Below are 20,957 nucleotides of genomic sequence, written 5' to 3'. Positions count from 1 at the left end.
GTCCGGCGCCCGGCGGTCACTCCTGGAGGGCCAGGCGGTCCGTCTCGCCGGGGCGGAGGCGCACCGTGCGGTCCGGGAGGTGCACGTCGATCGGGGAGCGGCCGGACGAGGGCACGGCGATCTCCAGCAGGCCGTGCTCCAGCCGCAGCCGGACGCCCCAGTGGCCGTGGTAGCGCAGGGTGAAGCCGTAGGAGGAGAGTTCCGGCAGGGGCACGGGGTCGAGCCACAGGGCTCCACCCCGTGTCTCCAGCCCGGTCAGTCCGCGCTGGACGAGGTCGAGGGTGCCGGCCATGGCCCCGAGGTGGATGCCCTCCCCGGTGGTGCCGCCCTGGATGTCGGCGATGTCCGCCTGGAGGGCCTCCTGGCAGAACTTCCAGGCGTCCGCGCGCCGGGCCCGGGCCAGCACCCAGCCGTGGACCAGGCCGCTGAGGGTGGAACCGTGACTGGTGCGGTGCAGGTAGTGGTCCACCGTGCGCCGCCAGGTCCGTTCGTCCAGGTCCACCCCCAGCCTGCGGAAGATCCCCTGGAGTTCGGCGGGCGCGAAGAGGTAACCCAGCATCAGGACGTCCGCCTGCTTGGACGCCTGGTACCGGTTGACGGTGTCGCCCTCGGCCTCCAGCAGCCGGTCCAGGCGCCGGATGTCGCCGTACCGGTGCCGGTAGCCGCGCCAGTCGAGTTCGGCGAGTTCGCCGTAGCCCTCGAACTGGCTGATGACCCCGTGGTGGAAGGGCACGTGCAGGGTGCGGGAGACCTCCTCCCACTCCTCGAGCTCGGCCGCGTCCAGCCCGGTCCGCTCGGCGAGTTCGCGGCGGCGCGGCTCGGGCAGCCCGCGCAGCACCTCCAGGGTGCGGGCGAGCACCCAGGCGGCCGTGACGTTGGTGTACGCGTTGTCGTCGAGGCCCGGTTCGGCGGCGTCCGGGTAGGCCTCGTGGTACTCGTCGGGCCCGACCACACCCTTGATGCGGTACCGGCCCAGCCGGTCGTCGAAGGTGGCCGAGTCCGCCCAGAAGCGGGAGATCTGCAACAGCATCTCGGCGCCCTTGGTGTGCAGGAACTCCTGGTCGCCGCTGGCCTCGCAGTACTGCCAGACGTTGTACGCGATCGCCGATCCGACGTGGTGCTGGAGGTGCGAGTGGTCCGGCAGCCAGCGCCCGGAGCGGGGGTTGAGATGCAGCTGCTGGGTCTCCTCCCGGCCGTCGCTGCCGCTCTGCCAGGGATACATCGCGCCTCTGCGCCCGGCGTCCCGCGCGGCGGTGCGGGCGCGCTCCAGGCGCCGGTGGCGGTGGTGCAGCAGGGCGCGGGAGACCTCGGGGAAGTGCAGGTTGAGGTACGGCAGGACGAACAGCTCGTCCCAGAAGACGTGCCCCCGGTACGCCTCGCCGTGCAGTCCCCGGGCCGGGACCCCCACGTCCAGGTCCGCGGTGTGCGGGGAGAGGGTCTGAAGGACGTGGAAGAGGTGCAGCCGCAGGATGCGGCCCGCCTCACCGGGTACGTCCAGCTCCGCCCGGCGCCACAGCTGGTCCCAGGCCGTCAGATGCGGCGGGAGCAGGTCGTCGAAGCCGCCCGCCCGGACCACCCGGTCCACGGCGGCGTGCAGCGGGTCGCTGATCGCGGGGTCGCGGGAGGTGTGCAGGGCGACGACCTTGTCGACGGTGACGGTGCGTCCGGCCGCCAGCTCCAGACGGGTGGTCTGAAGGGCCCGCGGGCGGTCGTGCCGATTCGTCACGGGCGCGGGTGACGTCAGCCGGGCGGCGAGCGCGATCCGGATGTCCGAGGTACGGGTGCGGCAGCGCAGCCACACCGTGTCCGCGGCGGTCGTGCCGGTGAGCACATGGGTCAGATGGCGGCCGTCCAGGTCCCGGTACCGGGGCACTCCCGCGTTGGTGACGTCGCCGTCGAGCGCCGCCTCCGTCTCCAGGGTGCCGGAGAAGCCTTCGGCGGTGAACTCGGTGCGCAGACCCGCCAGATGGGGGTCGGCCATGTGCACGAACCGGTGCTGGCGCACCAGGAGCGCCCGGCCCTCGCCGAGCCCGTACCGCGTCCGGCGCTCCAGCAGCCCGGACGACAGGTGCAGGGTCTCGCCGTGGTCGAGCACGGTCGCCGTGTCGGGGGTGAGCCAGGACCCGCCGGGCAGCCGGAAGCGCAGCGGCAGCCAGTTGGGCAGGTTGACCATGTCCTCGTTCTCGACGTGCCGTCCCGCGACCTCGGAGGTGAGCCGGTTGTAGATGCCGGCCGCGTAGGTGCCCGGGTAGTGCACGTCGTCCGCGGAACACTCGGGCAGCGCGCCCCTGGTGGCGAAGTATCCGTTGCCCAGGGTGCACAGCGACTCCCTCAGGCGTGCGTCGGCGGGGTCGTACCCCTCGTGCTCCCAGGTCCAGCCCGTCACTTCGACGCTCCTCCCCGCCGACGGCCGTCGCGCGGCGCCGTGCCGCGGCGGTCCGTCCCCACACCGGTCGTGGGACGGACGGCCGCCACGGCCGGCGGTCGACCATCGGAGTACCCCCGGCGGGTGCGGAACACACACGGGCCGGGCGGAAGCCGCCTAGCGTGCGCCCACCGGCACCCGCCACAGGAGCGTGGTGCCCCGGTCGGCGGAGGTGGTGACGTCGAGCGTGCCGCCCAGTCGCTCCGCGCGTTCGGCCATGTTGCGCAGCCCGCTGCGGCGGCCCCCGTCCCCGATGCCCACGCCGTTGTCCGCGACCGTCAGCCGCAGCTCGCGCCCGTCGGTCTCGAGGACGACCTCGGCGCGGTCGGCGCGGGCGTGCCGCGCGATGTTGGTCAGCGCCTCGGAGAGCACGGCGACCACGTGGTCGGCCGCGTCCTTGGTGACGTGCGTGTCGATCAGGCCCTCCATCCGCACGCTCGGCGGGAAGCCCAGCACGGGGGCGGCCTCGCCGACCACCCGCACGGCGCGGGCACGCAGGCCGGTCCCGCCGCCGGGGTCCTCGGGCGAACGCAGGCCGAAGATGGTCGACCGGATGATCTTGATGGTCTCGTCCAGGTCGTCCACGGCCCGCAGCACCCGCTCCGAGGCCTCCTTGTGCTCGATGAACCGGCCGGCGCTCTGGAGCGTCATGCCGGTCGCGAACAGCCGCTGGATGGCGAGATCGTGCAGGTCGCGGGCGATCCGGTCGCGGTCCTCGAGCACGGCGATCTGCTCGGCGTCCCGACGGCGTTCCGCCAGCTCCATCGCCACGGCCGCCTGGGCGGCGAACCCCTGGAGCGGCTCGATCTCCTTGTCCGCGAACGCGTTGCGTCCGGCGGCCCGCACCAGCAGGACGATGCCGCGCACGCCCTCGCCCGACCCGATGGGCACGGCGACCGCCGGTCCGAGGCCCGTGTACCGCTCGGGGCCCGGGAAGGCCCGGTCGTCGTGCGCGATGTCCGGGCTGGTGACGGGAGCGGCACCGGTGAAGGCGCGTCCGAGCAGGCTGTCGTCGACGGGCACGACGAGCCCGCGGTGGGTGTCCGCGCCCTGCCCGATGGCCAGTTCCAGGGTCAGCGAGTCGGTGTCGGCCATCGGCACCGCGACCACGGCGAGGGCGGCCCCGGTGATCTCCCGGGCGCGTTCCGCGATGAGCAGGAGGGCCGAGCCGCGTTCGCTGCCGGACATCAGTCCGTGGGTGATCTCGGCGTTGGCCCGCAGCCACCGCTCGCGCAGCCGGGACTCCTCGTACAGGCGGGCGTTGTCGATGGCGACGCCCGCGGCGACCGCGAGGGTGGACAGGACCGACTCGTCCTCCTCGTCGAAGTGCGCCCCGCCCCGCTTCTCGGTCAGGTACAGGTTGCCGAAGACCTGGTCGCGGACCCGGATGGGGACCCCGAGGAAGCTGTTCATGGGCGGGTGGTGCGGGGGGAATCCGTACGAGGCGGGGTGGTCGGAGAGCCGCGCCACCCGCAGCGGCTCCGGATGGCGGATCAGCTCGCCGAGGATGCCGTGGCCCTCGGGGTAGTGGCCGATCCGGGCGATCGTCTCCTCGTCGACCCCGACGGTGTGGAAGGCGGACAGCCGCTTGCCGTCCGGGCCGATCACGCCCAAGGCGGCGTACTGGGCGTCCACCAGCGCCGCCGCGGCCTCCACGATGCTGTGCAGCACCTGCTCCAGGTCGAGTTCCCGGCCGACCGAGAGAACGGCCTCCAGCAGACTGTGCACCCGGTCGCGGGTGCCGCGGGCCGCGTCGATCCGCGCCTGGAGCTCCTCCAGCAGTTCGTCGAGCCTCAGCTGCGGTAGCCGTACGCGGGCGTCCCCGTCCCGCTCGGAGCCTGCCACCCGTGTGCCTCCCGTCCCCTCGTCCGACGCCGACGCCCGGCGGCCTGCCGCCGGCGCACCGGTAACGGTCCAGCAATGGTGACGCTACGGCATCGGCCCGGCGGCCGGACGGGCGGGGACCGGGGGCCGGCCGCGGGCGCGACGGGACGGACAGGGCCGGTCGGCCCTGTCCCCGGCCGCCCGCCGGGGCCGGAGGTCCCGTTCCGCCGGGACGACGGTCCCGCGTTGCCGCCGACGACCCCGTTACCCCGGGAAACGGGCATGTCGGATTGCTATACAGGTGCTGCCGCCGATCCGGATCCGCGGTCCAACCCCTTCCCCCGTCCCGCCCTTGGGAGACCTCATGCTGTCCGAAGAGTCCGCCGCGGTACTGCGGGCCACCCTGCCCGCCGTGGCCGGGGCGCTCGACGAGATCACCACCCGCTTCTACGGCTCGATGTTCCGCGACCGGCCCGAGCTGCTGGACGGCCTGTTCAACCGGGGCAACCAGGCCAGTGGCGCCCAGCGCCGCGCGCTCGCCGGGTCCATAGCCGGTTTCGCCCAGGCGCTGCTCGACGACCCGGACACCCGGCCGGACGCCCTGCTGTCCCGGATCGCGCACAAGCACACGGCGGTCGGGATCACCGACGACCAGTACACGATCGTCCACAAGTACCTGTTCGGGGCGATCGCCGAGGTGCTGGGCGACGCGGTGACGCCCGAGGTCGCCGCCGCCTGGGACGAGGTGTACTGGCTGATGGCCGGCGCGCTCATCGCGCGGGAGGCGCGCCTGTACCGGGACGCCGGTGTCGAACCGGGCGACATCTGGCGCCGGTGGACGGTCGTGGAGCGCCACGAGGAGACCGACGACGTGGTGTCGTTCCTGCTGCGTCCCGCCGACGGCGAGCCGGCTCCGGAGGCCCGGGCGGGCCAGTACGTCAGCGTACGGCTGCGCATGCCCGACGGGGTGCACCAGCTGCGCCAGTACAGCCTGTCCTCCGACCCGGGGGACGAGCTGCGGCGGATCACCGTCAAGCGGGTCGCCGGAGCGGACGGCGCGCCGGACGGAGAGGTGTCCAACCTGCTGCACGAGCGGATCGGCACCGGGGACGAGCTGGTCCTTTCGGTGCCCGCAGGTGACGTGGCGCTCGACGAGGCCGACACCCCGCTGGTCCTCGTCTCGGCGGGGATCGGCTGCACGCCGATGCTGGGCATGCTGGCCCGGCTGGCCGCCACCGGCTCCACCCGGCGGGTGCTCGTCCTGCACGCGGACGGCTCCCCCGGCGAGCACGCCCTGCGCGCCGAGACGCGGGAGACGGTGGGCTCGCTGCCCGACGCGGAGGCGGTCTTCTGGTACGAGCGTCCGGGCCCCGAGGAGCCCGACGCCCGCGACGGCCTGATGGACCTCGCGGGGATCGACGTTCCGGCGGACGCGACGGTGTATCTGTGCGGCCCGCTGCCTTTCATGCGTGCCGTGCGCGGCGGGCTGCTCGACGCCGGGGTGCCCGCCCGTTCCATCCACTACGAGGTCTTCGGCCCCGACCTGTGGCTGCCCGAGGCGGCCTGACCGGCGCCGGGCCCCGTGTGCCGCCGTCGGCACGCGGGGCCACGTGCCGGGATCAGACCTCGAGCTCGGTCTCGATACGGCGCAACTGGTGCCGCGCCATCGCCAGGTTGGCGCGGCCCGCGTCGAGCACCAGGTACAGGAAGAGGCCGTTCCCGCCGCGTCCCTTGAGCAGGCGGATCAGGTGGTACTGGCTGCTCAGGGTGATCAGGATGTCCTCGATCTCGTCGTTCAGCCCCAGGTGTTCCATGGTGCGCAGCTTGGAGCGTACGACGTCGGTGTTGCCGGCGGCGGCGACCTCCAGGTTGAAGTCCTTGCCGCCGCCCAGCGTGCCGAGGGCCATGCCGCTGGTGTAGTCGACGAGTGCGGCGGCCGTCGCGCCCTCGATGGAGCTGAGGCATTCCTTGAGCGAGGTCTCGGTGTTGGCCATGGGAGATGTCCTTTCCGTCGTGATGGGTGATACGGGCCGGACGCCGGGTGGTACGAGGCGTCCGGCCGAGGGGAAAGCCGGGAGGTCAGCCGCCGGGCTGGGGCCGGGGTGCGGGCCGCTGCGGGGTCCGCACCGGGAGGGTGCCGATGGGCCGGGCCGGTCCGGGGGCCTCCCGGGCCGTGAGCCGGTCGGCGTGCCGGCCCCCGCCCGGGCCGATGCCCGTCTGCACCAGCTCCGCGATCCGGGCGCCGCTGCGCCGGCCCTCCAGATGCAGCCGGCCCACGTTGACCCGGTCGTCGGCGAGGAGAGTGAGCACGGCGGTGCCGCCCGCCGCGTAGGTCGCGACGTAGCCCTGGCTGCCCCGCACCAGCAGCTCGCGGAAGTCGCCGCGGGCGGCGGCGTCCGTCATGCGGTACGCGACCCCGAGCGCGGCGGCGGTGAGCGCGGCCAGCCCCTCCGGTTCGGTGTCCGGTACGTCGTGGGCGAGCACGAGTCCGTCGACGGTGGCCGCGAGGGAGCCCGCCAGTTTGGGTATCCGGGTACGGAGCCGACGCAGTTCGTCCAGCACGTCGGTCTCGACGGCCATGAGCAGTCTCCTTTCGGCACGCTGCCGGCGCGCGCGGATCACAGTGCCTCCAAGGCGTCCAGGAGCCGTTTCAGCAGCGCTGTGTCGGGCTCGTCCCACGCCGCCCCGCCCGCGTCGGGGACGGTGTGGACGGGCGCGGCGGGCGGGGGTGGCGCGGGGGTGACCAGTCCGCCGGCGGCCAGGCGGCGCAGTTCGACGAGGGTGTGGAAGGCGCGGTGGGCGAGGGCCGAGGCGATCTGTGCGGCGGTGCGGGCGCCGTCGACCTGGTCGAGGGTGCGGGCGCGGCGGGGCGGCAGCCCGGCGGGGCCGGTGCCGGGCACGCGGGCGAGCGGGGCGGTGTCGACGGCCGGGTCGGGCCAGATGCGGTGCAGCAGGTCGCGCCGGCGCCGGGACTCGTGGAGCACGGTCGCCACCGGCACGGGGCGGACCACGCCGATCCAGTGCGCGGCCCCGGGGCGGAAGCGGAGCGCGGAGCCGTGGTGGGCGAGCGCGAAGTATGCCGCGTCGAAGAGGGCGCCGAGGTGGCAGAGTTCCAGCGCACCGGTGGTGAGGCGTCCGCTGTCCACCAGCCGGCGGCCGACGCCTTGGCGGGCCCCGGCCCGCTCGACCGCCTCCCACCAGCCGGCCGGGGCGACGGCTCCGCTGCGGGTGAGCAGGTCGCCGAGATCGGGGCTGTACGCGGATTCCACGTGGACGACGCGTCCGGCGGAGAGGTAGAAGATCCCGGACTCGGTGGAGAGTGCCCCGGTGGCGTGGTCCGCCGCGAGGGTGCCGAGCAGCTCGGGCGCGGATCCGTCCGCGCACGGTGTCGGGATCATCCGAGCACCAGCCGCTCGGCCATCTCGGCCAGCCGGATCCGGGCCAGGGCGAGGTTGCCCTCGGCTCGGTCGAGCCACAGGTACAGGAACACGGTGCTGTCGAAGGTCGTGATGACGAACCGGAGCAGGTGGTACGCGTCCGCGGTGGTGAGGATCAGGTCGTCGACGGGTGGTTCCTTGCCCGATCCCGCCGTGGCGCCGCCGCCGTCGCCCGGGGCGAGCGTGCCGCTCTCCATGGCCAGGCGGGCGAGTTCGGCGGTCTCCGCGGCCGTGGCCTCCGCGTCACCGCCCGGGGCCTCGCCCACCGCGCCCAGGGCGAGCCCGCTGATCCAGTCGACCACCAGTGCTCCTCGCGCGCCGGGCAGTCGCATGGCTTCCAGCAGGCTCTCGTCGATTCCGGGCACGCCGGATCCCCCTTCTCGCACGGCTGTACCGCGAACGTGACGTCGACGCTACGGTGTGTGCTCGACCGTGGTGAGGGCTTTGGCGTTTTCCCGTGGAATATGCGACAGGGGCGGTTCGCCACTGGTAGGGTCCGGGCTTTTGCCGCCGGGCAACGGGGCGGTCGCCCGGTCCGGCGCGGGCAGGACCGGCCCCGATGCGGATGGTGGGCCGGCCCCGCTCGCGGGACCCATTGTGGTGACGGTCGCACCACCGGGGCCACGGGTGAACGGCGCTCACCACGTGTGCGCCGCGCACACCCCGCGCGCGACACGCCGTCCGGCGGAACCCCGGCTCAACCCGCGGGCCGGCGGCGACGATACTGGCAGGAGCACGTGCCCCCGTTCACGACTGGACCCATGCCGACCTCGCCCACAGCCCACCCCACCATTCCCCCCACGGTCTGGCTGGCCCGCGGCCGCCACACCGGAACCACGGCCGACACGGTGCTCCGGCGCACCTTGCGCCGGCTCAAGGACGACCGGGACATCGACGACTTCCTGGAACTCCCCGCCGCCGAGACCGCCCCCGACCTGGTGTTCGAATCCCGTACGCGCGTCGCCGGTGAGATCACCGTGCGCGCCAGGCTGACCCTCGCGGCCCCCGCGGACGGCGGTCGGGACTGGACCCTGGTCGCGGAGGCGGAGCGGCCCTGGGACCACTCCTGGCCGTCCCCGGCCGCCATGTTCTGGCCGACGGAGCCGGACGACGCCGCATGGAACGCCGACCCGGCCACGGGACTGCGGCCGGGTGGCATCAACCCCCTGCCCGAGGACGACAAGGACGTACGGCGGCTGCTGCGCGACTGTGCGCGCGACCCGTGGCACATCCATGTCGTGGTGCATGAGGCCATGACCACGGACGAACGCGGGCGGGTGCCGCTCGCGCGCTGGCTGCCGCCGGGGCTGCGGGACCGGGTGGTGGAACACCGGGCCACGCCCCAGCAGTCGCGGGTGGCGAACTGGGCGCTGCGGGAGTTCGGGGTGGAGGTCCCGAGGGGCGGTGCGGTGGTGCTGCCGGGCGGCCCGGCCCCCGAGGGCTACGGCGCCGACGCCTTCTCCGTGCGCGCGGTGTTCCTGGACGGCAAGGAACCGGCCGACCTCGTGGACGCGGTGGCCCGGTTCGACGCGCTGCCGCGGGTGCTGCCGGACGGCGCGCACGACGCCCTGACCGCGCTGCGGGAGGACTGGCGGCTGCTGACGCCGGAGGAGGAGCTCGCCCGCGAGCGGGCGTTGGTGGCGATGTACGCCGAGGCGCTGGAGGCGATGACGAAGTCGCGGGACCTGTACAGGGAGGCCGCCGAGCGTGCGCACGAGGCGCTGGCGGCGTATCGGGAGTCGGCCGGGGGTTCGGCCGTCGGGCAGCCTCCGGCGCCGCGGAGCCCGTCGCCGCTGCACCAGCTGACGCGCACGCTGGAACGGCTGAAGCCCGGTGCCAAGGCCCGGCGGCCGGAGGGTGGGGAGCCGGGCTGAGTCCGGTCGGGGGTGGGTTGCGCAGCCCGGCGCTTACGGGGTGCCGCTGCGCCCACCCGTGCCGCCCCAGCGGCACGACTGCCCGCAGTTGCGCACGCGTACCAGCAGGGCCGCCAGGGCCAGTAACGCGGCGATGAAGGCGGCCGGGGTGGCGAGCCACGGGGGTGCGAGGGCGAGTTCCACGGACCTGGACAGGTCGGCCGACGGCAGGGAACCCCCGTAGACGTGGGCCGCGGCAAGGACCGCCGGGACCACGACCGCTCCGGCCAGTGCGACCGCTCCGGGTCGCACCACCAGGATCAGTGCCAGCGCCGTGCAGAGCACCGACAGGCCGACGGTGCAGGCGAGCAGGCGCGGTGAGACGCCGTCATGGCGCAGCGGGAAGTGGGTCACCGCGCACAGGGCGAGGGCCACGGCGGCGAGCCAGCTCGACCGGATCACGGACCGGAGGACCGGCTCGGGCGAGCGGCGCGTAAGGAGAAGCAGCCTGCGAGGGCGGCGGGCGTCCCGCCGGCGCGCCGGCGGCTCGTCGTGCAGCAGCGCCACCAGCCGGGTGACGTCCTCGACGGAGGGCGGGACCGCGGCAGCCTCGGTGGATATGACCGGTTCGTTCGAGGACGACGGGGAGAAAGTGGTCATGATCGACTCCATGGGAAGGCTGATGACCATTACTAGGCGCCCCCACCGCTCGCTGCCACTTGGTTGAGCCACCGGGATGACCTGCGGCGATCCGGCGTTTCGCGTGGTTCCCGCGGGGCATCGGACGCGTGCGCGCATGGCCGGTCCCGGCCGCCATACCGGGGCCGGGAACGGGAATCCGCTCCCGTGAGGGCCGTGCCGCGGCGGGACCTCGGCACGCGTCACCGGGAGGAGGGCAGTCCGTTGGACACGACCACTGTGGTGCTCGTCGTCGCCGCGGTCCTCGCGGCCGTGGTGCTGGCCGGCGCCGTCGCCGTACTGGTCCGACTGGTCCGTACACGGCGTGAGTTGCGTCACGCGGGTCTGCCCACGGGGCCCCGATGGGTGTTCTGGGGCGCGGTCCTCTATCTGGTGCTGCCCGCCGATCTGCTGCCCGATCCGGTCTATCTGGACGACATGGGCGTGCTGCTGCTCGCTCTGCGCACCGTGCGCGGTTCCTCCGGCGCCCGGGCGCCCGGAACGCCCCTCAGGCGGGGCGGCCGGCGACCCGCCGATGACTACGCTCCGTGAGGAAACCAACCACCCGTTCGATTCGTATAAGTCTCTGGAAGCCAAAAGAAGTCGGCGGACCAAGCGACGGCGCACCGTGGGCCGTTGCCTGCTCGGCGCAGCACCGACGAGGGAGAGACGATGCAACCGTTCGCGCTCAACTACGCCCGTCCGGCAGTTGAGTTGGCCGTTGCCACTCCGTATGCGTATGACTCCGGACTGCAGTTGAACGTACTCGGCGACGGACGGATCGCGGCCTGCGATCACGCGCTGTTGCGCGAGGTGGGGACGACGACGTCCACCGCGGGTTCCAAGACCCACTTCGACGACTGAACGCGGACCGTAGACGATGACCGTCCTGATCCTCACCAGTGAGGAGGATGTGACCGCCGACATGGTGGTCGTCCATCTGAACGGCTCCGGTGTGCCGGTGGTGCGTCTCGACCCCGCCGATCTGACCGGTGGCGTCTCCCTGTCGGGCGAGTACGTCCACGGCCGCTTCCGCGGCCATCTGTCCGCCGGCGGCCGGCTGGTGAGCATCGGCGGACTGCGGTCGGTGTGGGTGCGCCGGCCCGGCACCCCCGCCGGGCACGCGCCGCGGCCGTCCGCGTGGCTGGCCGAGGAGGCCTCACAGGCGCTCTACGGCATGCTGCGCGGCTGTGACGCGCGGTGGATGAACCACCCGGACGCCGCGCACCGGGCCCGCCACAAGCCGTGGCAGCTGCGTCTGGCCCAGCGCTGCGGCCTGCCCGTGCCGGCCACGGTGATCACCACGTTCCCGCGTGCCGCGCGGGAGTTCGCCGAACGCTTCCCCGACCTGGTGGTGAAGCCGGTGTCGGGGTCGCACCCGCAGGATCCGCCGCGGGCCGTGCCGACCAGCCGGGTGGCGCCGGACACGGACTTCTCGGCGGTGGCGTTCGGGCCCACGCTGCTCCAGCGGCGGATCGCCAAGCGGGCCGACATCCGGCTCACCGCGGTGGGCGAGCGGCTGCTGGCGGCCCGCAAGATGACGGCGCCGGACGCGGATCCGGAGGAGGTGGACGTGCGTTTCGCCGCCCCCGGGTCGCCCTGGGAGCCGGTCGAGGTCCCGGCGCGCACCGCCGACGCCGTACGCGCCTATCTGCGCCGGGCCGAACTGGCGTACGGAGCTTTCGACTTCGCGGAGGACGCCGACGGGACCTGGTGGTTCCTGGAGTGCAACCAGTCGGGGCAGTTCGGATTCGTGGAGGTGGAGACGGGGCAGCCGATCGCCCGGACCATCGCCGAGTGGCTGTCCCGTCCGATTCCCGACGAACCCGCGGAGCTCGACGAGGCGGGCAGCACGGTGCGGTGAGGGGCCGTCACCGCGCCCGGATCAGTGCGACCGGGGTCCGGGCAGCAGGGCGGTGCGCTGCCAGCCGTTGCCCGGGGAGTGCGGCCGGTCGAGGCCGGGGGCGTAACCGGGGGACTGCAGAGGCCGCATGACCAGCTCCAGTTCCCGGCTCACGCGTTCGGCCTCGCGGCGCACCTGCGCGGGCACGTCGCCGCACTCCGCGATGAGTCGGTCGTAGATGGGGGAATCCTGGAACACGCGTCAACGTGCCTTTCTGCTCGTCGGCCCCGATGCGGGACGCGATTGCAGAGTCTAGGCGGCCGGACACCCTGAAGGAGGAATTCCCCGGTACAAGGGGACACGGAACGGACGCGGCGGATGTGCGGCACACATCGGGCACACCGAGCGGTCCCGCCCGGATCAGGCCCCCGTCGTGGAGCCGGGGCGGACGATCATCAGGACCGTGACGGTCGCCCACAGCAGGTTGAACACCCCGGTGAACATGGCGAGTCGGACGGTGTCCCGGCGCTCCGGTGGCCGCTGCTCGCCGAGCTGCTCGACGAGTTCGTCCTGCCGGGGCAGGACGAAGGCGAGCAGGACTCCGGCGGCGGCCGCGGTCAGGGCGATCGAGGTGATGAGCCAGCCGTCGCCCAGGACGCCCATCGCGAGGCCGGTGGCGAGGCCGAGGACGGGCACCGCGATCCCTATGCGGGCGTAGACCCGGCAGATGCGGTGGAGCAGTGCGACGGTGGTCATGTCCGTCGCGGCGGTCCCGTCGGCCCCGGCCGGGGCGGCCCGGCGCACGGCGGGCGGGAACATACTGGCCGCGACGGTGACGGGGCCGACGGCGATGATGGCGGCCAGGACGTGGAGGGAGAGCAGGAGCTTGGTCACCGGAACTCTTTCCATGGTGTGATCGGCGGTGCCGGGCCCACGTTAGGAGCCCGCCGGGTGATCACCCAGGGGCTGAAACGACAGGTTCCAACGGATTCCCGCCAGCACCGCCCACCACGGCTTCGGCGGGCGTTCCACCCGGTGCCCCCGGTTCCGGCGGGTGGCGGGAACCCGCCTATCGTGGCGTTCATGCACTCCGTGACGATTCTGGTTCTCGATGGGGTCGTGCCCTTCGACATGGCGGCGCCCATGCAGGTCTTCGACTGGACCCGGCTGCCCGACGGGCGGCACCCCTACCGGGTCCGGCTGTGCGCCGAGCGGCCGGAGGTGCTCGCCGACGGCGGTTTCACCCTGCGCGTCGACCGGGGGCTGGAGGCGCTGGCGGACGCCGACACGATCATCGTCCCGGGCCGTGCGGAAGGGGCGCCCCCGCCCTCCCCCGCCGTGCTCGCGGCGCTGCGGCAGGCGGCCGGGGCGGGCACCCGGATCGCCTCGGTGTGCGTGGGCGCCTTCGTACTGGCGGAGGCCGGGCTGCTGGACGGCCTGCGCGCCACCACGCACTGGGTGGCGGCCGGGCAGCTGGCGCGGGCCTTCCCGGAGGTCGACGTGCAGCCGGACGTGCTCTATGTCGACAACGGCCGGATCCTCACCTCGGCCGGGGCCGCCGCCGCGCTGGACATGTGCCTGCACATGATCCGCCGGGACCTGGGCTCGGTCGTCGCCGCGAACGCCGCCCGGATGTCGGTGATGCCGCTGGAGCGGGAGGGCGGCCAGGCCCAGTTCATCGTGCACGAGCACCCGCCGGTGCCCCGCGGGTCGGACCTGGAACCGCTGCTGGACTGGATCGAGGACAACCTGGCGCACGAGGTCACGCTCGGGGCGATGGCGGCGCGCGCCGGTATGAGCGAGCGCACCTTCAGCCGCCGGTTCCGCGAGCAGACGGGCACCACGCCGTTGCAGTGGCTGCTGCGGGCCCGGGTGCGGCGTGCGCAGTACCTGCTGGAGAACAGCGACCACACGGTCGAACGGATCGCCCAGCAGGCCGGGTTCGGGTCGCCCACGGCGTTCCGCGAGCGGTTCCGCAAGGTGGTGGGCACCACGCCGTACGCCTACCGCTCGACGTTCAGCGGACGGCGCGCCGTCCCCGCGGGCGGCGGGTGAACGGGTGAGGGTCCCGGTGGCTCAGACCGCCAGGGACAGGCCCCTCTCCCCGTCCGCCTCCGGGTCCCTGCCGGTGGCGGGGCGCGCCCTGTCGAGCAGGGCGTCCGCCAGGGCGATGGCTTCGTGGAGGTCGGACGTCCCCATCATGGCGCGGAGCGTGCGGCCGACGTCCTCCAGTTCGCGCGCCGCCGCCGGCGCGTGCCGCTCCGCCTGTGCTATCCGCAGCGTCGCGTACCGCGTCAGCAGCTGTCTGACGACCTTCGGGTCCGGTCCGAGCACGAAGCGCCCCTCTCTGGTTTTCGCTGCGTATGCCCGAACCAGACCGAAGCACTCACCTCATGTGCTCAACTGACCGCAATTGACCGAAACCCGTCGCACCCTGACCGGCTCGTCAGGCCACCTGCCCGCTGTGCAGCGCCGTGTACGCCCCTCCCCCGCGCAGCAGTTCCTCGTGGGTGCCGATCTCCTGGATCCGGCCGTCCGCCATCACCACGATCCGGTCGGCGCCGCGCACGGTGGACAGCCGGTGCGCCACGACGAACGTGGTGCGCCCGCGCAGCAGCCGGGCCAGAGCCTCCTGCACCAGTGCCTCGGAGCGGGTGTCAAGGGCCGAGGTCGCCTCGTCGAGGACCAGCACCTTGGGGTCCCGGATCAGCGCGCGGGCGATGGCGAGACGCTGGCGCTGCCCGCCGGACAGCCGTGCGCCGCGCTCCCCCACGAGGGTGTCGAGGCCCTGGGGCAGCCGGTCGACGAACTCCAGCGCGTTGGCGTCGCGCAGGGCGGCCCGTACCGTCTCCTCGTCGGCGTCGTCCATGCCGTAGGCGACGTTCTCCCTGATGGTGCCGTCGAACAGGATCGACTCCTGGGGCACCACCGACAGGAAACGCCGGTAGGTGCGCAGGTCGAGGCTGTTCATGTCGGTGCCGTCGAGCAGCAGCCGGCCCGAGGTGGGGCGGATGAACCCGATGACGAGGTTGAGCACCGTGGACTTGCCCGCCCCGGAGGCGCCGACGAGCGCGACGGTCTCGCCCGGGGCGACGTCGAGGGTGAAGTCGCGCACGGCGGGGCGCCCGTCGGAGTCGTAGGCGTGGCCGACGCCCTCGAAGGTGATCGCGCCGCGCAGCGCGGTGAGCTCCGCCTTGCCCTCGTTGTCCTCGAGTTCGGGGGCCTGGAGGACCTCGCCGACCGAGCGGACGGACTCCAGCCCCTTGGTGATGACGGGGGCCAGGCCCGCCAGCGTGGTGGTGGAGTTGGTGAGGGTGGTCAGGAAGGCGCTGAGCATCACGACGTCGCCGGCGGTGACGCCCCAGACGTCGTAGTACGAGACGAGGGCCGCCCCGGCCAGCACCATCACCCCGACGACGTTGAGGACGACCCAGGCCAGCGAGCCGAAGCGGCCGTTGACCAGGTCCAGGCGCAGCCCGGAGGTGAGCAGCCGGTTCAGGGTGCCGTTCATCCGGCGCAGCGCCTTGCCCTCCAGGCCGTGGGCGCGGGTGACGGGGATGAGCCGGGTCATCTCGGTCACCCGGGAGGACAGCGCCTCCACCTCGTGGCGGAAGTGCTCGTTGTGGGTGCGCAGCCGGGCCCTCAGCCGGGCGACGAGCAGGGCGGCGGCGGGTACGACGACCAGGAAGACCGGGAGGAACTCCGGCGTGCGAATGGCGATGATGACAAGTCCGCCGGTGAGCACGGTGAGCGCGCCGAGCCCGGTCTCCGCGGTCTGCTGCACCATCTGCTCCACGGTCTCCACGTCCCGGACCACCTTGGCCTGGAGCACGCCGGCGCTGACCCGGGAGTGGTAGCCGATGGAGAGCTGCTGCATGCGGGTGCACAGCGCGGAGCGCAGGGCGGTGCCCATGCGGCGGACGCTGCCGTACAGCAGCCGTACGTACAGCACGTGCAGCGGGTAGTTGACCAGCAGGATGAACATGATGACGCCGGTGCTGGTCCACAGCCGGGAGATCGGCTGGTGCTGCACGACGGTGTCGATGATGGACGCGGTGATCAGCGGCAGCAGCCAGACGGGGCTGTGCTTGACGGTGAAGACGACGACGGCGGCGGCGAGCCGGCCCCGGTCGGCGCGGAACAGATAGGCGAGGGTGCGGATCGGGTGCTCGCCGCGGTAGCGGTGGTCGAGCGGTCTTTCCAGCGACGACGCCATGGGTGGTCCTCCCCTGTGAATCCAGCAAGCGCTTTCCGCGCCTCACGTCCAGGAGTACACCGGGCACGTGGGGCCGCCGCTCCGGCGTCCGGCGCCTGAGACGGGCGGGTGAGGTCAGACGGCGTCCAGTTCCGCGATGTCCTCGGCCGTCAGGACGAGATCGGCGGCGCCCGCCGAGTCGCGGACCGACTCCGGCCGGCTGGCGCCCGGAATGGGGACGACGACCGGCGACTTGGCGAGCATCCACGCCAGGCACACCTGGTACGCGCTCACCCCGTGCCTCCGGGCGATCCGGGCGAACGGGGCGTGGGCGGCGGCGAGTTCGCCGGCCCGGGCGATGCCGCCGAACGGGCTGTAGGGCAGGAACGCGATGCCGAGCTCGCCGCACAGGCGCAGCTCCGGCTCGCTCGACCGGAAGGCCGGGGAGAACTTGTTCTGCACGGAGGCCAGCCGGCCGCCGAGGATCTCGTCGGCCTGCCGGATCTGCTCCGGGCCGGCGTTGGAGACGCCGGCCATCCGGATCTTCCCCTCGTCCAGCAGCTCCCGCAGCGCGCCGACGGACTCGGCGAACGGGACGCGGGGGTCGGGCCGGTGGAACTGGTAGAGCCCGATGGCCTCCACGCCCAGCCGGCGCAGGGACGCCTCGCACGCCCGCTTGAGGTGCTCGGGGCTGCCGTCCTGGGTCCAGCTGCCGTCACCGGGGCGCAGATGACCGCCCTTGGTGGCGACCAGGACGTCGCCGCCCCGGTCGTGGGAGGCGAGCGCCTTGGCGATCAGGGTCTCGTTGTGGCCGACCTCGTCGGCGTGCAGGTGGTAGGCGTCCGCGGTGTCGATCAGGGTGACACCGGCGTCCAGCGCGGCGCGCAGGGTGGCCAGTGAACGGGCCTCGTCCGGGCGGCCCTCGATCGACATGGGCATGGCGCCCAGCCCGACGGCACCGACCTCGACATCACCGATACGGCGGATGTGCATGTGCGCGCGACCTCTTCCGGCTGTCGTCCCACGGTCCTGGAAAGCGCGTACCAGCCTGGTCCCCGGACGGCCCGAAATCCAATAGAAGAAAGCGAACGCATTCAGCAGACGGGGCGCTGAATCGCGGCGCGCGGAGGGCGACGGCGCCGCCGCGCGGTTGTCGGTGCCCGGCGTTACGCTGCGCGGAGTTGCCCCTTTGCGGACATTCCGGAGGTAATCATGGCCTCGCTCCTCAACCCCTATCTGAGCTTCGACGGGAACGCACGGCAGGCGCTGGAGTTCTACAAGGAGGTCTTCGGCGGCGAGCTGCGGCTCAACACGTACGGCGACTTCGGTCAGCCCGGAGCCGACAACGCCGACAAGATCATGCACGGCATGCTCTCGAGCCCCGTCGGCTTCACCCTCATGGGCGCCGACATGCCGCCGGGCATGACGCACGCCCCGGGGAACAACTTCGCCGTGAGTGTCAGCGGCGAGGACGAGTCCGCGCTGCGCGGCTACTGGGAGAAGCTGTCCGACGGCGGCTCGGTGTCCGTACCGCTGGAGAAGCAGATGTGGGGAGACGTGTTCGGGATGTGCACGGACCGCTTCGGCATCCCCTGGATGGTCAACATCAACCAGCCCGAGGGGTGACGCCGGCCGCGAACGCCCCGCGGCTTTCCGGCGGCACGCCGTTGACATGACGTTTCGGCAGGGATCACGGTACTGACCGGAGCGCGTCGGCGGAGCGCGCCAGGACACCGGTGCGGCGGCGGTCGCCGGACCGGGAGAGGCGGCGGCATGCGGATCGGACTGCTCGGCACCGGGCCCTGGGCGCGGGTGGCACACGCCCCCGCGCTGAGCGGGCACCCGGAACTCGACTTCGCCGGCGTGTGGGGCCGCCGGCCCGAAGCCGCCAAGGAACTGGCCGCGCAGCACGGCACCCGCGCGTACGACGACGTCGAGGCGCTGTTCGCCGACGTGGACGCCGTCGCCGTGGCACTGCCGCCCGCGGTGCAGGCGGGGCTGGCGGTGCGTGCGGCACGGGCCGGGTGCCATCTGCTGCTCGACAAGCCGCTGGCACCGACGGTCGCGCAGGGGCGGGCGGTGGTGGAGGCGGCCGAGGAGTCCGGGGTCGCCTCCGTCGTCTTCTTCACCACCCGCTTCCAGCCCGAACCGGAGGCGTGGATCACCGAACAGGGGCGCGCGGGCGGCTGGTTCACCGGGCGGGCCCAGTGGCTCGGGGCGGTGTTCACCGCCGACGGCAATCCCTTCGCGGCGTCTCCGTGGCGGCGGGAGAAGGGCGCCCTGTGGGACGTCGGCCCGCACGCCCTGTCCGTGCTGCTGCCGGTGCTCGGTGACGCGCGGCGGGTGACGGCCGCCGCGTACGGCCCCGGGGACACCGTCCATCTCGTCCTCGACCACGCCGGTGGGGCGTCGAGCAGCCTCACCCTGAGCCTCACCGCTCCCCCGGCCGCGGCCGGCGCCGTGGTGGAGCTGCGCGGTGAGGCCGGGGTCACGCTCCTCCCGGAGGCCACGGAGGGCCCGGTCCCGGCCCTCACCCGGGCCGCGGACGCCCTGCTCGCCGCGGCCGACGGCGGCGCTCCCCACCCCTGTGACGCGGCGTTCGCCCTGCGGGTGACGGAGATCCTGGCCACCGCGGAGACGCTGCTGGGCGGCGGTGCCCGCTGACAGCGACTCTCGCGCGGCCCCGGGCGACTGCGGAATGGAGCGTTCTCAACGCGCTCCGTGGTCTCGGCGCCCGGTCGACTTAAGGGCCCCTTAAAGGCCGGTTAAGCGATCGTGGGGAGTTCGTCGCCCCTTCGCGTATGCGCAGGTGAGCGCCGGTGCGTGGACAAGTCGGACCGTTGGCGGGGGACGCCGCGGTCCCTACCATCAGTGCCGCGCGCCGGCCCCGACGTAGCGTCTGAGAGCGCTCTCATCGCTCTTGGTCTCCCCCCACCACGTCGGTCGGCCGGCGCGGTCCGCAACCCGCACTACTCCAGGAGATCCCCCACATGACTCCTCGTCACCAGCGCAGCCTCGGCCGCCGCAAGGTCCTCTTCGCCCTCGGCGGAGCCGCCGTGGCCGTCCCCACGGCGGCGGCGATCGCTCCGCACGCCCTCGCGGACCAGTCCGGCGAGCGGAAGGCCGGCACGGCGGCGGCGGGCGCCCTGCCGCTGACGATCGTCAACAACAGCGGCTCCTTCGACAACGCGAACGTGCACGTCTACATCGTGGGCAACGCCGACGGCCGTCAGGTCCGGGTCACCCCCGAGGGCACCGTCGCCCCGGTCGCCGCGTCCGACAACGGCCCCGACGGCTTCACGGACTACGCGATCGGCCTGGCCGGCAGCGGCGAGACCAAGCTGTCCCTGCCGTACATGTCCGGCCGGATCTACGTCTCCCTCGGCGCGAAGCTCAAGTTCAAGGTCGTCACGGACGGCGCCGGCAACGCGGCGCTCCAGTACCCGGCCGGCTGGGTCGCCTCCGACCCCAACCACGGCGTGCTGCACGACTGCGCGGAGTTCACGTACAACTCCTCGGGCATGTTCTGCAACACCACCATGGTCGACATGTTCAGCGTGCCGTTGGCCATCCGGCTCACCGGCGCCAAGGACCAGACGACGGGCACCGTGCGCGAGGGCGGCCGCGCGGCGGCTTTCGCGGCCGTCAAGCGGGTGGAGGCGTTCTCACGGCTCGTCGTGGACGACACCCGGATCATCGCCCCCGGACACGGTCTGGACGCCGGGCTGTTCGCCGAGGACTACCTCGCCCCGTACATCGACGAGGTGTGGAGCACCTACACCGGCCGGGACCTCAAGGTCACCACCAACGCCGGTACCTTCACCGGCCGGGTGCGCGGCGACCGGTTCACCTTCGACGGGCCCGCCCAGGTCTCCTTCGGCAAGCCGTCCACGCGGGACGTCCTCTTCTGCGACGGCGCCCTCGCCGCCCCCAACGACGGCACCACCGGCCCGGTCGCCGCGGTGCTGGGCGCCGGCTTCAACCGCTCGACCCTGCTCAGCCACCCCGACCAGCCGACGACCGACGCCTCGGACTTCTACCGGACCGAGCTCACCAACCACTACTCCAGGGCCGTCCACACGGCCACCGAGGACGGCAGGGCGTACGGCTTCGCCTTCGACGACGTGGCCGACTTCGCCTCGTACATCCAGGACACGGCACCCACCGGCTTCCGGCTGACGCTCACGGCCTTCTAGAGCGGCTCGACGGGCAGGTTTCCCGGCGGCGCGGGAAGGTACCCCGCCCTCCAGGAGGAGCGGCCCTTCACCGCGGTGCCGCGAGCGTTCCGGATGCACGGCGGGCTCCCGCGTTGAATGGTGAGTATCGGACCCGATGACAGCACCGGGGCCGCAACAGCGATCCGGACCCGAGGAGCCAGAAGATGTCGACGTCCCAGCCCGACGCGTCCCGGCAGCCCGAGGACCGCGCCACCCCGGACAGCCTGCTCCACGCCCGCACCGGCACCGATGTGTCGCCGGAGGACCTGGTCCTTGCCTCGGGCAAGGACCTCACCCCGCAGAACCTCGATTGGGCCAGGCGGAAGCTGGACGAGGAGGGGCCCACCGCCCTGGACAAGATCCTTCCCTGAGTTCCCGCCCGCACGCCCCGCCGGTGCGGCAGGGCGGCGGGGGGGGGGGGGGGGGGGGGGGGGGGGGGGGGGGGGGGGGGGGGGGGGGGGAGAGAAGGGGGGGGGGGGGGGAGA

General features: G+C 73.2%; 22 protein-coding genes. 10 read left to right on the top strand and 12 right to left on the bottom strand.

Annotated features, from left to right (window positions below; all coding sequences use genetic code 11):
• Positions 1-16: 16 nt before the first annotated feature.
• Both ACZ470_RS21995 and ACZ470_RS21990 read right to left on the bottom strand, forming a co-directional pair.
• Positions 17-2,386, bottom strand: a complete 2,370-nt coding sequence (locus ACZ470_RS21995; protein WP_468429536.1) for a glycoside hydrolase family 65 protein — start codon at positions 2,384-2,386, stop codon at positions 17-19.
• Positions 2,387-2,542: 156 nt separating this feature from the next.
• A complete protein-coding gene (locus ACZ470_RS21990; RefSeq protein WP_468429535.1) occupies positions 2,543-4,270 on the bottom strand; it encodes a sensor histidine kinase in 1,728 nt (575 codons plus the stop codon).
• Between the two features lie 343 nt (positions 4,271-4,613).
• Here ACZ470_RS21990 and ACZ470_RS21985 point away from each other — a divergent pair, with 343 nt between their 5' ends.
• Entirely contained in the window at positions 4,614-5,816 is a 1,203-nt protein-coding gene (locus ACZ470_RS21985; protein ID WP_468429533.1) for a globin domain-containing protein, read from the top strand.
• 52 nt (positions 5,817-5,868) lie between these two features.
• On the opposite strand, the gene ACZ470_RS21980 is transcribed toward ACZ470_RS21985, so the two are convergent.
• The 4 genes from ACZ470_RS21980 to ACZ470_RS21965 form a co-directional block, all read right to left on the bottom strand.
• Complete coding sequence (locus ACZ470_RS21980) at positions 5,869-6,243, bottom strand: roadblock/LC7 domain-containing protein (protein WP_468429532.1); 375 nt, start codon at positions 6,241-6,243, stop codon at positions 5,869-5,871.
• 85 nt (positions 6,244-6,328) lie between these two features.
• Complete coding sequence (locus tag ACZ470_RS21975; RefSeq protein ID WP_468429530.1) at positions 6,329-6,829, bottom strand: roadblock/LC7 domain-containing protein; 501 nt, start codon at positions 6,827-6,829, stop codon at positions 6,329-6,331.
• 38 nt (positions 6,830-6,867) lie between these two features.
• Entirely contained in the window at positions 6,868-7,647 is a 780-nt protein-coding gene (locus ACZ470_RS21970) for a hypothetical protein (protein WP_468429528.1), read from the bottom strand.
• Positions 7,644-8,051, bottom strand: coding sequence for a hypothetical protein (locus ACZ470_RS21965; protein WP_468429526.1), 408 nt, complete (start codon positions 8,049-8,051; stop codon positions 7,644-7,646). Before ACZ470_RS21965 ends, ACZ470_RS21970 begins: the two co-directional genes overlap by 4 nt.
• A gap of 396 nt (positions 8,052-8,447) precedes the next feature.
• On the opposite strand from ACZ470_RS21965, the gene ACZ470_RS21960 reads away from it, so the two are divergent.
• Positions 8,448-9,560, top strand: a complete 1,113-nt coding sequence (locus ACZ470_RS21960) for a hypothetical protein (protein ID WP_468429524.1) — start codon at positions 8,448-8,450, stop codon at positions 9,558-9,560.
• Positions 9,561-9,593: 33 nt separating this feature from the next.
• Here the strand turns inward: ACZ470_RS21960 and ACZ470_RS21955 are convergent, their stop codons facing one another.
• A complete protein-coding gene (locus tag ACZ470_RS21955; RefSeq protein WP_468429522.1) occupies positions 9,594-10,199 on the bottom strand; it encodes a hypothetical protein in 606 nt (201 codons plus the stop codon).
• Between the two features lie 243 nt (positions 10,200-10,442).
• On the opposite strand from ACZ470_RS21955, the gene ACZ470_RS21950 reads away from it, so the two are divergent.
• The 3 genes from ACZ470_RS21950 (at position 10,443) to tgmB (ending at position 12,081) form a co-directional block, all read left to right on the top strand.
• Entirely contained in the window at positions 10,443-10,769 is a 327-nt protein-coding gene (locus tag ACZ470_RS21950) for a YkvA family protein (protein ID WP_468429520.1), read from the top strand.
• A 120-nt stretch (positions 10,770-10,889) separates the two neighbouring features.
• Positions 10,890-11,081 carry a putative ATP-grasp-modified RiPP gene (gene tgmA / locus ACZ470_RS21945; protein WP_004935783.1) on the top strand — a complete coding sequence of 64 codons (192 nt, stop codon included), beginning with the start codon at positions 10,890-10,892 and terminating at the stop codon, positions 11,079-11,081.
• A 16-nt stretch (positions 11,082-11,097) separates the two neighbouring features.
• On the top strand, positions 11,098-12,081 hold the full coding sequence (tgmB, locus tag ACZ470_RS21940; RefSeq protein WP_468429518.1) for an ATP-grasp ribosomal peptide maturase: 984 nt from the start codon (positions 11,098-11,100) through the stop codon (positions 12,079-12,081).
• 21 nt (positions 12,082-12,102) lie between these two features.
• Here tgmB and ACZ470_RS21935 read toward each other — a convergent pair whose 3' ends face one another.
• Together ACZ470_RS21935 and ACZ470_RS21930 are read right to left on the bottom strand one after the other, a co-directional pair.
• A complete protein-coding gene (locus tag ACZ470_RS21935; RefSeq protein WP_085573724.1) occupies positions 12,103-12,318 on the bottom strand; it encodes a hypothetical protein in 216 nt (71 codons plus the stop codon).
• A gap of 162 nt (positions 12,319-12,480) precedes the next feature.
• A complete protein-coding gene (locus ACZ470_RS21930) occupies positions 12,481-12,954 on the bottom strand; it encodes a DUF2269 family protein (protein WP_468429516.1) in 474 nt (157 codons plus the stop codon).
• Positions 12,955-13,143: 189 nt separating this feature from the next.
• On the opposite strand from ACZ470_RS21930, the gene ACZ470_RS21925 reads away from it, so the two are divergent.
• On the top strand, positions 13,144-14,115 hold the full coding sequence (locus ACZ470_RS21925) for a GlxA family transcriptional regulator (RefSeq protein WP_468429514.1): 972 nt from the start codon (positions 13,144-13,146) through the stop codon (positions 14,113-14,115).
• A gap of 21 nt (positions 14,116-14,136) precedes the next feature.
• Here the strand turns inward: ACZ470_RS21925 and ACZ470_RS21920 are convergent, their stop codons facing one another.
• The 3 genes from ACZ470_RS21920 to ACZ470_RS21910 form a co-directional block, all read right to left on the bottom strand.
• The gene (locus ACZ470_RS21920; RefSeq protein WP_468429512.1) at positions 14,137-14,394 is read right to left on the bottom strand and encodes a DUF5133 domain-containing protein; all 258 of its coding nucleotides are present in this window, start codon (positions 14,392-14,394) and stop codon (positions 14,137-14,139) included.
• A gap of 112 nt (positions 14,395-14,506) precedes the next feature.
• On the bottom strand, positions 14,507-16,276 hold the full coding sequence (locus tag ACZ470_RS21915) for an ABC transporter ATP-binding protein (RefSeq protein WP_468429510.1): 1,770 nt from the start codon (positions 16,274-16,276) through the stop codon (positions 14,507-14,509).
• Between the two features lie 114 nt (positions 16,277-16,390).
• The gene (locus ACZ470_RS21910) at positions 16,391-17,248 is read right to left on the bottom strand and encodes an aldo/keto reductase (RefSeq protein ID WP_468429508.1); all 858 of its coding nucleotides are present in this window, start codon (positions 17,246-17,248) and stop codon (positions 16,391-16,393) included.
• A 219-nt stretch (positions 17,249-17,467) separates the two neighbouring features.
• Here ACZ470_RS21910 and ACZ470_RS21905 point away from each other — a divergent pair, with 219 nt between their 5' ends.
• The 4 genes from ACZ470_RS21905 (at position 17,468) to ACZ470_RS21890 (ending at position 20,843) form a co-directional block, all read left to right on the top strand.
• A complete protein-coding gene (locus tag ACZ470_RS21905; protein ID WP_468429506.1) occupies positions 17,468-17,881 on the top strand; it encodes a VOC family protein in 414 nt (137 codons plus the stop codon).
• A 147-nt stretch (positions 17,882-18,028) separates the two neighbouring features.
• Positions 18,029-18,919: a Gfo/Idh/MocA family protein gene (locus ACZ470_RS21900; protein ID WP_468429503.1), complete on the top strand. Its 891-nt coding sequence runs from the start codon at positions 18,029-18,031 to the stop codon at positions 18,917-18,919.
• 326 nt (positions 18,920-19,245) lie between these two features.
• Positions 19,246-20,451, top strand: coding sequence for a glycoside hydrolase family 64 protein (locus ACZ470_RS21895; RefSeq protein WP_468429501.1), 1,206 nt, complete (start codon positions 19,246-19,248; stop codon positions 20,449-20,451).
• Between the two features lie 185 nt (positions 20,452-20,636).
• Positions 20,637-20,843: a hypothetical protein gene (locus ACZ470_RS21890; RefSeq protein ID WP_468429500.1), complete on the top strand. Its 207-nt coding sequence runs from the start codon at positions 20,637-20,639 to the stop codon at positions 20,841-20,843.
• Positions 20,844-20,957: the final 114 nt, after the last annotated feature.

Source organism: Streptomyces sp. NPDC031111, from assembly GCF_055570675.1.
This window is presented reverse-complemented; position numbering and strand designations above follow the sequence as displayed.